Raw genomic sequence first — 11757 nt, 5'->3', positions numbered from 1 at the left:
TTCGCGAAAGCGGTGTGTCAGACGCAAATATTTTGCAGACCGGACGCCTTCGCGAATAAATTCGCTCCCACGGAAAACGGTGTGTTCAGGCATTCTCTGCAGTGGTCGATATGACTGGCGCATGACTGACCGGGAAATTCACCGAGCGCGCGATGAAGCATTTCTCATGAGCTGTCTTGTGCAGGGCGTGAGCGCCTTCGATATCTGAGCCCGGAGCCAGAGTGACCTTCGGCTTCAATACAACCGAGGTGAACTGCCCCGCGCCATCACTTTCCTCGACCATTGTGCCTTCTGCTTTGTCCTCATACTCAAGCACCACAATCCCGGCCCCGGCACAAAGCCCGAGGTACCAGAGTTTGTGGCATGCCGATAAAGAGGCGAGAAGCAATTCCTCCGGATTCCAGCGTTTTGGGTCGCCCCGGAAACTTGGGTCGGAAGAGCCTTCAATGGATGGCTTACCTTCAGCCTGAATGACATGTGACCGGCTGTAACCGCGATAGGACGATGTTCCTGTGCCTTCGTTGCCAGTCCAGGTTATCTGGACTTCGTAGCGGTGTGTCTTGTCTGCCATTGAATACTCCCTGGGATGAGGCGTGCGGGAGAGATGTTAACCCGCAGGCTCATCTTTGCATCAGGCTTTTGAAGTTGAAATGCATTCCTCGCGGGAGCGGATTTACTTGTCCTGGGTCACGAAGCGGTCGTCGGCCGTGCATTCAGCGGGCCGCTTTTCCGGGCAGGGCCACAGGCGCGCCGGGACGGTATCGACGCTTTTGAAGTTATTACCTTCCCACTCCAGAAAGCCGGCATGGACCATTCTTCCGCTGTCGAACGCACGGTCTGCGTCAGGCTGAAGTGGCTGTTCAGGGTCGAACTCCATCACCCAGCGGGCCGCCGGAACCTGATCAAGGCGGGAATCGTCCAGGAACAACTGACTTCCTCCCTGGGTTTGATAGCGGTTATAGAGGTCGACTCCCAAGGCATCTTCAGGGCGCTGGATCGCAGCGGTGACGTCTTTGGCCTGTCCATTGGTGATGAGATAGGCCCGCAAGCCGCTGCTCAGGCGTTGAGTGCCCGCTTGAGCACAGCGATGACGCAACGCGTTGGCGGCTTCTTCTGTCAGATCGTCGATTGGCGGCTTACAGCTGACGCTTACGTTGACCAGATAGCCCGTCACGCCAGCAGACTCGCCCTGAAAGCTGCGTGCCCATACGTAATAGGAGGCGCCTGGCTGACGGGTGCTAGTGATTCTGATGTCCGGGCGGGAAGGCAGGCGGGGGATCTCGACAACGTAGCTGGTCTTTTTCCCCAGTAATTGCTTAAGCGTCGATTGGGGTACTTGCAGTCCTGCTCCGGGGAGCGATAGCAAAGCGTCGATTAGTTGCTGTGGAATCGGCCGGTAACTGCCAGTCGCTGATGTGTGGTTATTGAGACTTGCGGTGCCCGGCAGCGATGGGGCGGGATCGCGATTGAGCTTGTCTGCCGGGCTGGATTCGGTATCTGTGCTCTTATGTGGTGTAAGTGCTTCTGACGGAGTCGCAGGTGCTTGTTGAGCACAAGCACTGAGTGCGGACATCAGCAAGGCCAGGCAGATTATGGCGCGAGAGACAGTTTGCATCTGTGGCCTCCGGTGTTGTCACCCATGGCGCTTGGGAAATCGATGAAAGTGATCACGATGGATTCATGCCGAAAGATGCGGTTGCTGCGCGAGCACCAAGAGAACGTCTGATAATCGACTCAATGTGACTCTACCACCGCTGCCACACGATCAAAGTTCTGAACCGCCAGATCCTCCCTGGCGATCCAGAAAGTCGCTTGGCCGCAATCGCCAAACCTGAGGTCGATGGCAGGATCCCAGGCGAGCTGCAGCAGGCATACCGGCTCGCCCTCGATATCAGGCATGGCGCCCTGCAAAAGCGGAACATGCCCCAACATCTGATGGACTCTGGCCCTGGCACAGTACCTTCGTCCATCGGCATGCTTGCGATAACTTTCCTCATACGGCAAGTGCTCGCCTTCAAGGTCACGATAGAGCGGTAATGGAATCAACCGGGCGGTGTCAGGTGAGCCAGCGACGTACGCAATAGAGGCCAGCAGACCTTTCGTGAAGACTTCCCCCATTCTTGCATCGGTGATCGTGGTGCCTTCATTCTCGTCGCCGATCTGTCCAATGATCCAGTTTCGGAAGGCCTCCCTCGTGGCCTCATCAGGGACGTTATCCCAGCCAATTCGACTGGCGTGCTCCACCCAGTCCAGCACATCCTGATCAGCCACAAAACTGCGTGTTTCCTTGATTCGGGAATTCCCTGCGATCCGCGCCAGTCGATCTATCATGATACCCACCTGGGGGAAATCAAGCTGATAGCGCAGCCACTGGGCAGGGAACTTCCAGGATTGGGACAGCGGCCGCTCCCAACGGAAAATAGCGTTGGCGTTGGGCATTAGCCCGGTCGCCGCCACGGCTGCTCCCAGGCTCAGTTCTGACCATCGCTGGTGGTAGGCCGCCATTGCAGGCCTCGAACTGCCTTCCGGCGTTGGCATGTCGTATGGCCAAGTGTCCATCCGCCGTCCTACCAATGGCCATTGCGCATGGAGGCGCGGCCCACTCTCACCAGGTAGCAGCCACCCCGGTTCCGTGTGTGGGCTGTCCGCTTTATTCACGTCCTGAATCGGACGCAGATGTTCCGGCGCCTGGCGCTCAGGCTGTTCCGCTGGCACATTCGGCGCGTACAGCACCCGCACACGTTCCTGCGGAGGATCTGTGTCCCAGATCTGTTCTTCGTCGTTTACAGCGAAGAAAAACAACATGCCCTGCGTTGGCATCAGCGACTCGACGCGTGGCAACTCCGCGCAGTCGATCTGAGCAAGAAAATGCATGGGCGTCGACTCACCGTAACTTACCCCTATGGGCCATTCAAAAGTCTGCGGCAATTGCGGCAAACCGCCCAACCGACTGCGCACTTTGGGAAATGCGGTGGGTGGATAGACCCGTTGCAGCACGATGCCGGTTTTGCGGTGCTTCTGGAAATAAGCCTCAAGCTCGGCTTCCGCCCGGTGGTCGCGCAGGCTCGCGTCATAAGGGGACTGTGTTGTTTGCGCTTCCATTTCCTGAACCTCTACGTTGCACGCCACTTGGGCAGTACCGGGTGCGATGCCGTGAGCATTAACAACGACAAGAAAAAATGGCGCGGGACCTTTTTTATCATCGTGTTTAGCGAACTCAGCCCTTGTCCTGGAAGTTAAAACATAATTGAAAGGTTGATGAGTTTCGATAGCACAGGTGTGCTATTGAAATGCTGGAGGTCTTGGGCGATCTTCTGCTGATTATTATTGTAAAACTCGGCGCTGGGTTTGATTTGAGGGACCGTAGGGCATTTGAATCGTCAAGGTTGGCCCATGAACTTAACAAAGCAGGTAGCTCCGTATCGCCAAGCGCGCAGAAGCTTCATCAATCGCTGCGCTGACGTGTTGTGGGCCGGTGTGTTGCTGGCCTTTATCGCGACTGCACAGCCCCAGGCCACTCACGCATCTCCTGATGCCACTGCGCAGCCCATGCCGGAGATGACCTCTGAGGAACTGGCGCATCGCATCGTGCGGTTGACGCTTTCGATACATGGCAAACAGGACATGGCGCGTTTACAGGTTGAGAAAAAGTTTGGCGTGACGTTGAAACACAACGCCACCGATCCGCAGGAGTTCTGGATTTCAGGCGAACTGGTCGGCGGTATGCGCTACTCACTGGAATCAATATCGGACGCAAAAGGCCAACCTGTCAGTCGGCTGGACTTCAACTTTCCACTGGGTGCTGTTGCGCCTGATCAGGCTGCCTGCACACAAACCATCGGGCTATATCGCCAGTCGCTGGTTGATGGAGGTTTCACGGCAGAGTGGGTCGCCTCGCCGCGTCGCGGGACTCCTGCCAGATGGCACTTCGAACGTGGAAATGTGGTGGTGACGGTTTTGGTCGGTGCTGACGCACGCAAGGAAGATGCGCAGGCCTGTGTGTCGCACTTTATGGTTTTGGCTTTATCGTAGGCGGGGCAAGTATTACTGACGAAAAAGGCGTGCTTCGGAGCGGCAAACGCCAGGCGCGAGTCGGATGCGATGTTTGTTCGCAGACAGGGAGGTAACGAGACGGCGCAAGAAAGGCCCAGAAGCCTTGAAAGATATGGAGCGGGTGGAGGGAATCGAACCCTCAACTAAAGCTTGGGAAGCTTTCGTTTTACCACTAAACTACACCCGCTCTGAAGCGGCTGACTTTGTACCAGAACGGCACGCTGAATTGAAGCGCTAATTTCTCTCCCCCCTGTTTTAATCCCTTGAAAACCAGTCCCGAACGGAGCCCATCCGCGTTTGTCTGTGCGTGCTGCACGGGCGGATGGGTTCCCTTGCTCGGTCGTGCGTCGGGTTCAGAGGGCGAAGGCATGTACGGTTTGGGCCTGTCGGTAGTGGTAGGTTGATCGGCTGCTGGACTCGGGTTTTGGTGTAAGGAAGTCCATCAGGGCGTCACGCGAATCGCGGCACGCGGATTTGTGTTCCATGTCCAGAAAGTGCCCGGTGCTCTGAATGGTGCTGAAGGTGCTGTGCTGGACTGCCTGGGCGAACAAGCGGGCGTCGGTGGCGGCGGTGTACTCGTCCCACTCGCCGTTAAGAAACAACACGGGCACGTTGATGTTCTGCGCGACTGTCAGGTAGTTCGCGGTATCCAGGGTCAATACGTCGTTGATGTGAAAGTGCATCTGGTCGTATTCGTGGGTGTCCAGGTTACTCACGTGCCGATGATTAAAGCGCTTGAACAGCGGCGGCAGGTGTTTGCCGATGGTGCTGTTGACCAGGTTGCCGACTTCGTAGCGGTCATGGACGCTGAGGTGCGTGATGCCGCGCTCCAGGTAATCACGCATGTGTACGTTGATCACGGGGGAGAATGAGCTGATGACGGCCTTTTCGATGCGCTTGGGGCGGTGGGACAGAGCAACCAGCGTGGCCGCGCCACCCCACGAGAACGACATGACGTGTTCAGCGTTGAAATGGTCAATCAGCTCCAGCAGGATTTGACCTTCCAGCTCTTTGCTCAATGGCCTTTCATTCAGGTTGTGCGGTTTGGATTTGCCCGCGTAAGGCTGATCGTAGAGCACCACGTTGAATTGTGGGTGCAGGTTGCGCACGGTCTGGGCGAACGATGCCGTTGTGGCCAGTGAGCCGTTGACCATGATGATGGTCTTTTCGGCAGCTTCTGCCCGATAGAACTCCGTGTAAACCCGAAACTGTCCCTGTATATCAAGCACAGCGATTTCTGGCCTCATAGGTGTGTCTCCTGACGTAAACAAGATGTGCGCGCAAACAACGTTGCACGAATTTCGTGACAGGTAGGCATTGCCTTGCAAAGGGGCCCTTGTCGATCCGAAACGATCTTGCCGACAGGTTTTATTATTGGCGGGCGATTTGCCGTGAGCGTTGGCTCGGGGCGGCAAAAGGTTTCTTGGAATACGTAGATGACTTGCCAGTCACATGTGGACTGACGATTGGATTCAAGCAGTGGATCCGCTAACCCGCAAGTGCCGTTCGTAGTTTGATTCGCCGGACTGCCCAGCGGTAGGGAAAGACTTATACGCCCTGAATTTCCGAAGGCTCTAGCACACGGTATTGGCCTGGCTTCAGTTCCGGGTCGAGGCTCAGGTGGGCCATGCTTTCGCGATGCAGGCGCAGGACTTTGTTGTCGAAATGGCCGAACATGCGTTTGATCTGATGATAGCGGCCCTCAACGATGCTCAATCTTGCGCAACGCGGGCCGAGTACCGTCAGCTGTGCGGGTTGGGTGGTGAGGTCTTCGAAGGCGAAGTACAGGCCTTGGGCAAAAGTCTGTACATAGTGCTCGTCGATCACTTGTTCGGTTTCGACGTAGTAAACCTTTGGCAGCTTGGTTTGGGGTTGGGTCAGACGTCGTGACCACTGGCCGTCGTTGGTGAGCAGCATCAGCCCGGTGGTATTGAAATCCAGCCGTCCGGCGATGTGCAGTTCGTGCTTGTCGGGCTCGTGCAGCAAGTCCAGCACGGTGGGGTGTTGCGGGTCGGTCGTGGCGCTGACGCAGCCCTGAGGTTTGTGCAACATGAAGTAGCGCGCAGGCTTGCCGACTTGCAGGACTTCATCGTCGAACTCCACCCGGCTGAACTCGCGCACCGCGTGATGTGGATCGCTGACCCGTTGCCCGTCCACTTTGACCCGTCCGCCGATCAACGCCAGACGGACGTCCTTGCGGTTGAAGCGTGGCAGGTTGCTGAGGAAACGGTCGAGGCGCATGGCGATTTTGGTGTGATGGTGAGGAGGACAGGTATGTTACCTGTTCCCGCGCAAGATCCATTAGGTCGAGCGAGTGCTGGCGCTGATTCGGGACAATTCTTGTAGGCGCTGCCGAAGGCTGCGACGGTGTTTTTTCTGACACTCCGCAATTCGCAGCCTTCGGCAGCTCCTACAGATTTAGCACCAGCCATCGCGAATGAAATCTCCCACGGTTCTGCGAGATTCGTAGGACCGGATTTAGCCGGGAGGAGGGCAGGACAGTCGCCAAATTTTCTTCGTAAGAAATGCCGTCCTCCCGGCTAAAGCCAGTCCTACAACGTCAAAAGCATCTTCCACAGGGTTCAAACGGGGCACGGATCAGTCTTGTCCGAAAGCGTATCACTGATCCCCGCACAGCGTGGGCACAGGCAGGCTTTGTTACGCAGTTCTTCCGGCAGGGCCTGGATCACCGCAGGGTCAATGCTCACTGAAAAACACCAGCACGCCTGATCCGCCGTGCGCGGGTCGGCCAGGGTGCAAGCGTTGCTTGCGCCGCAGGCCGGGCAGGTTTGTGGAGTACTGGCTGAGGTGTTCATGGTGCCCTTGGCGTCTCCGTGCAAATCTGGCTGCGACCGTTTTGCTTGGCGCGATACAGCGCGCTGTCTGCGCGGGCGATCAGGCTTTGCAGCGTATCGTCGGGCTGCAACCGGCTCAAGCCGATGCTGACCGTCACATACAGCGGTTCGCCGGAGAACGTGTAAAGGTGCTGTTCGGCCAGCAGCCGAATTTTTTCCGCGACATCATGGGCATCAACGGTATCGGTGCCCTTGAGCAGGATGATGAACTCTTCGCCGCCCCAACGACAAATGATGTCTGACTGACGCAAGCAGCTTTTCAGGTCTTCAGCAAAACCGGCCAGCACTTCATCCCCGGCCAGATGCCCGTGGGTGTCGTTAAGTCGCTTGAAGTGGTCCAGGTCCAGCAGCATGGCTGTGAGTGGGCGAGCATCGCGCTGAGCATCCTTGAGGGTCTTGACCGCCCACAGATTGAAACCGCGACGGTTCGGCAGGCCGGTCAGGCTATCGAGGGTCGCCTGGGCTTCAATTCGGTACTGGAAGCGGTTGACCACCAGATTCAGCAGGTAAACCACAATGAGCGTGATCACCAGGCAGATAAGCAGGTTCAGGTACAGCGAGTGGCGTATGTCACTCAGTGCAGATTCTTCTTCCTTGTCGACGAACAGGTACCAGTTCAGTTCCGGTATGTAACGTACGTTAAGGAAGTGTTCCTTGCCGTTGACCCTGTGCTCGTAAGTGCCGCTGAGCGGTTTGGGCATTTTGCTCAACAGGTCGGCCATGCTCGGCAACTGACTGAGTGACTCGCCAATTGCAGCGCCCTGTGGACCTCCGCTTTCGCCGGTCAATACGATGCGGCCGAAGGCATCGACAAAATAAACGCTGCGCTCATAGCGCTGTTGGTAGCGGTCGATCAGTTTGATGACGGCATCCACGGTCAGCCCGACCCCGGTGGCACCAATGAATTTGTTGTTGTAGTCGAAGACTTTGTAGTTGATGAAAAACGTCAGGTTGTCCTTGTTGGCCATGTCCGGATCGACGTTGATCTCGTATGGCGCTTCCATGTCCCGGACGCGGTAATACCAGACATCGCGCGGCTCCCGGGCGTCGATCTTCTTCAGGATGCCTTTGGCCTGGTAATACGTCAGGCTGCTGTCGGACACGAAAAACGTGGTGAACGCCCCGTAGTGGTCCATCACTTCTTTGAGATAACGGGTGATCTGCTGAGTATTGCGCTCGCCTTCCACAACCCAGTCACGCATGAACGTGTCGCGGGCCATCATCGAAGAGATCAATACGGGGCGAACCAGATCTTTCTGGATTTCCGAATACACGGTATCGGATGTCAGCGGCAGCTCGGTATTGATGATGTTGTCGCGAATGGACTCGCGCGACGAGTAATAGCTGAGCAGCGAGGTTGCCAGGAAACCACAGCCCAGCACGATCACCAGCGTAAACAGAAGTGAGCGTTGTGAAGGGCGAGCAGTGCGAAAAGCCATAACGTGTCCGATTGTTTTGCCTGTCCGTTGACGCAGGCATGCTAGCCCTTCGATATTCTTTACGCCATGGCGAAGTTAAATGTTTTTCGGCGATTTTGAACTCATGCTTACCGAACATCTGTCATTCCCTACTCAGGGGACTCGGTACACAGGGGCGATGCCAAGCAACGACTTGAACGCTGAGCAGCGACAATGCAGCAGCAGAATCCTGTCGTAATGAATACCGGCTTCAGACAGTGCGTTGAACAATTGTTCCAGAGCCGGGGGTGCCATGCCGAAGCGGTTTCTGACCGTCAGTACGTCCATGGGAGTGGGGGCTGACAGCGTATTTCTGAACGGCGACTGATTGGAGTTGCGCACGACATGGCTAATGTCCTGATAACTTTCGCCATAAGGGCTCTGGAATTTTGAAAGGGTGTAGTTCTTTATCATTCCCGGCCGGGCAGTGCCTGCCAGCAGTTTGTCGGTCAGCTCATAGGCCTGACTCAGCGAACTTGCGGGAGCTGTTTGCTGCGTATCGAGGAGAGCGAAAGGGCTCGCTTGCTTGCTGACTACCCGATGGAGTCTGGGGTCGACCAGCTCGTATCCATGCGGCGCGTAGACTTGCAGTTCCGTGCCGTTGGGGATGGCTGCATTTTTGCTCCAGGGCAGGTAATAACCGTGGCTGCTGACCACCAGAGTTCGCGCTTGTCGGGTTTCGGCAGTCCACAACAGAAACTGGCGTTTCAGCTTCCAGGCTTTGACCGCCAGCGTGGAAAACGCAGGGTGACCAGGAATATTCCAGACTTTCAGTACGGCATCCGTATGGAAGAACTGCTCAAAGCGGGTTTTCCGGTCAGGCATCGAACGGTTGAGCCAGATACCGAAGCTTTTAGTACTGGATGCTGATGCAAGCGCAGGACGTAAAACGGGCTTGACCGGCGTCGCCAGCTTGCGCAGAGCATGGGTCAGTCGAGGCATGGAGGGCGGCAGTTGTAGTAGTCCCAGCGACAGAGCACTGAGCAACGCCTGTTGTTTCTCGGCATAACGTGCACCGGGCAAGTTCGCCGAGCCGATATTCAAAGCTGCGATACCGAGTTCGGTTGCCAGAGAAGCAATCAACGCGGGCGTCAGCAGTACCGACATAGGCGCTATCAGAAACTGCAACTGTTGAAGCTGGCGTGTCCAGTAGCGAAGTGATACTTCCCGGGAGCTGACAACAGTGTCATCCGCGTTCCAGAGGACGTTCTGCCTGAGCATATCCGCGATGTGGGCAAACGGTGACCCTGTGATGCGCTGCTCCTTCAGTTCCTGCGCCAGAGCTTTGCGTGTGTCGTGATTGAGCAATACATCAGTCCAGGGACGCAACAAGGACACCGGTTCACTGGGTGCCTGCTCTCCTGCCCAGACTTTCAGGATGTACGTGAGCCGCTCATGGTGGCGCACGGGGACGTAATGACGAACGCTATCTCGCCACGTCTGGCTGTGTGCGGCGTGGCGCAGGTACCGGTTTAGCTGCTCCTCGTTGTTGAACTCGATGAAGGCTTTAAGCATGCCCGCCTGATAAAGCACCCGTTGCGTTCTGCCGGGAAGGCTTAGCACCAGAAGGCTCGGGCAGTATTGTTCGGTCGGCCCGTCAAACAGGGAGTGCTGTAGATAGACACCGGGTATGGTCCATTCAACCCGCGCGCCCCGGGTTCTGATGTTCAGTTGCTCAAGCGCTTTGACGATCAGATCGAACCCCTCACGCTGCAAGGTGCCATGCTTGAAGCATCGCAATGCTTGGTTCACGAACTGACTTTGCAAGGTCGCCTCGATGGCGGCCTTGTGCTGCGCCCAGAACTCATCGATTTCCTGATGCATCACGTTCAGAAAGTTGATCTCACGAATGACATTTTCAATGGCCTGAACGTCCATGGGCAGCTCCTGGCGAGCGTCCCATTTGCCTGTTCCGGTCACGTCGAGATAGACCGCGTTACGGCCTCCGTTATCTATATAACCGGCTGGGGATGCGACGCGGTAATTGCCCACCAGTGCTTCGCTCAGGCTGATGGGCTTTTCATCCGGGACCTGAATGTCGATAGCAGGATGCCGGGCGTCGCCAAGCGGGGTGGTGGAGTGGCCCCGCAGGTAACGAATGAACACCTGATCGGGGTTCACTACCCACTGATGTTTTTCTCTTAGCGCCTTGGCCATGATTCTGGCGGCAGTGGCCAAGGGAACCGGAATCTGCTGCAGAACATCGGGGTGCGATTGCCATATATCCACTGCGCCGAGCAGGCTCAGGCTACGCTCTATGCTTTTGAAGGGATGAGGTTGAGCGCTGATGCCGACCTGCGTCTCGATATACTCCAGAGAGCGTGTTTCCTGAGCCGCGGTAATGGCTGAAAAAATATCTCCGTCGATTTCCGAAAGGCTGGCTGGCCCGGAGTAGTCATGCAAGCCGGGGAGGGTCTTCAGGGCTTCAACGAACTTTCTACCCATGTGCGTTGGCTCATTGCTGATGTACTCCACTGGCGCATTTCGACCTCCCGGCATGTGGATAAAGCAATGCGATGTGTTGTTGGACCGTATCTGAAAAGCGTCGGGTAGATCCTGTTCGTTGATCGACAGCAGGTGCGCAGTAGCGCGCGACCCTCGGGCGGGGATTTCCAGGCAAGCTGCCGAGTCCGGAAACGCCTCCAGACCCAAGGCCTCCAGGGCGAGCTCATAGCCTTCGCGAGTAATCTGCTTACGAGCGTATTGCCGAGCCAGTTTGTCCAGAAAAGACAGCTTGGCCAGTGCCCGGTAAGTATCCCGGTGCCTGGCCCAGAAACTTTCCATCAGTGCGGAGTAGTCGAAGAACCAGCGGCTATTGATGATCAGGTTGAGCGCAGCCTGTGCGGTAAGGGCAGGGGTTGATTCATCCAGCGGCTTGTCTGTGAAGGTGTGCTGCAGAAGTACGCGCATCATCTCGCCATTAAAGGACAGCACGCCGATGTCGGTGAGCGTCATGCGCCGCGAATATCGCGCGCGGCCCTGATTGTTGACCTCGGGATTGGTTTCAGTGCGAAAGTTGATGCTGAGCTTGTCGGGGGACAGGGCTTTGCCGGTGGTCTGTTGCAGCAGGTGCCGCAACTGCTCGCGTATGTAAGCGCGGAGGGTAGGAGGGTAATCCATGTCCAGCTGGGTGGCTTTGAGCAGCAGCGTCGAATGGGCGATGAGTTTGAAGCCGGGACTTTGCCTCAGGTTTTCCAGACGCTGGCGATGAGGGTCTGTGTGGGATGTTTGATGGTTCATAAAAAAGCCGACTTAGTGAGTTGAAGCGTCACTATGTCGGCTGGTTTTTTGTGATTGGGCTAATTATGTATGGGACTAATCACAAGACTTGTAATTCATTCGCGAATGCGTTTTTCCTGCAAATATATCTGTGTCTGACACACTGCCTTCGC

9 protein-coding genes and 1 tRNA gene are annotated in these 11757 nt (G+C 56.4%); 1 reads left to right on the top strand and 9 read right to left on the bottom strand.

Features of this window, described 5'->3' with window-relative positions:
* Nucleotides 1–85 precede the first annotated feature (85 nt).
* The 3 genes from RX972_RS17360 to RX972_RS17350 all read right to left on the bottom strand — a co-directional run bounded on the left by RX972_RS17360 (nucleotide 86) and on the right by RX972_RS17350 (nucleotide 3102).
* Nucleotides 86–571: an OsmC family protein gene (locus tag RX972_RS17360; protein ID WP_316877400.1), complete on the bottom strand. Its 486-nt coding sequence runs from the start codon at nucleotides 569–571 to the stop codon at nucleotides 86–88.
* Between the two features lie 102 nt (nucleotides 572–673).
* The gene (locus RX972_RS17355) at nucleotides 674–1615 is read right to left on the bottom strand and encodes a hypothetical protein (RefSeq protein ID WP_316877398.1); all 942 of its coding nucleotides are present in this window, start codon (nucleotides 1613–1615) and stop codon (nucleotides 674–676) included.
* A 119-nt stretch (nucleotides 1616–1734) separates the two neighbouring features.
* A complete protein-coding gene (locus RX972_RS17350) occupies nucleotides 1735–3102 on the bottom strand; it encodes a DUF1963 domain-containing protein (protein WP_316877395.1) in 1368 nt (455 codons plus the stop codon).
* Between the two features lie 291 nt (nucleotides 3103–3393).
* On the opposite strand from RX972_RS17350, the gene RX972_RS17345 reads away from it, so the two are divergent.
* A complete protein-coding gene (locus RX972_RS17345) occupies nucleotides 3394–4032 on the top strand; it encodes a hypothetical protein (protein WP_316877393.1) in 639 nt (212 codons plus the stop codon).
* A 134-nt stretch (nucleotides 4033–4166) separates the two neighbouring features.
* Here the strand turns inward: RX972_RS17345 and RX972_RS17340 are convergent.
* The 6 genes from RX972_RS17340 to RX972_RS17315 all read right to left on the bottom strand — a co-directional run bounded on the left by RX972_RS17340 (nucleotide 4167) and on the right by RX972_RS17315 (nucleotide 11605).
* Nucleotides 4167–4240: transfer RNA gene (locus RX972_RS17340), tRNA-Gly, on the bottom strand.
* 166 nt (nucleotides 4241–4406) lie between these two features.
* A complete protein-coding gene (locus tag RX972_RS17335; RefSeq protein WP_027899747.1) occupies nucleotides 4407–5300 on the bottom strand; it encodes an alpha/beta fold hydrolase in 894 nt (297 codons plus the stop codon).
* Between the two features lie 301 nt (nucleotides 5301–5601).
* Complete coding sequence (locus RX972_RS17330; protein WP_316877391.1) at nucleotides 5602–6294, bottom strand: pseudouridine synthase; 693 nt, start codon at nucleotides 6292–6294, stop codon at nucleotides 5602–5604.
* 341 nt (nucleotides 6295–6635) lie between these two features.
* Complete coding sequence (locus tag RX972_RS17325) at nucleotides 6636–6869, bottom strand: cysteine-rich CWC family protein (protein WP_316877389.1); 234 nt, start codon at nucleotides 6867–6869, stop codon at nucleotides 6636–6638.
* Nucleotides 6866–8347 (bottom strand): sensor domain-containing diguanylate cyclase, encoded by a 1482-nt coding sequence (locus RX972_RS17320; RefSeq protein ID WP_316877387.1) that lies wholly within the window; start codon nucleotides 8345–8347, stop codon nucleotides 6866–6868. The genes RX972_RS17325 and RX972_RS17320 overlap by 4 nt, the downstream gene beginning before the upstream one ends.
* Nucleotides 8348–8479: 132 nt before the next feature.
* Entirely contained in the window at nucleotides 8480–11605 is a 3126-nt protein-coding gene (locus tag RX972_RS17315) for a dermonecrotic toxin domain-containing protein (protein ID WP_316877385.1), read from the bottom strand.
* Between the last annotated feature and the right edge of the window lie 152 nt (nucleotides 11606–11757).

Origin of the sequence: Pseudomonas syringae group sp. J309-1 (assembly GCF_032582135.1) — a bacterium.
GTDB classification, from domain to species: domain Bacteria; phylum Pseudomonadota; class Gammaproteobacteria; order Pseudomonadales; family Pseudomonadaceae; genus Aquipseudomonas; species Aquipseudomonas quasicaspiana.
Note: the sequence above shows the minus strand (reverse complement) of the source record. Positions and strands in the feature narration are given on the sequence as shown.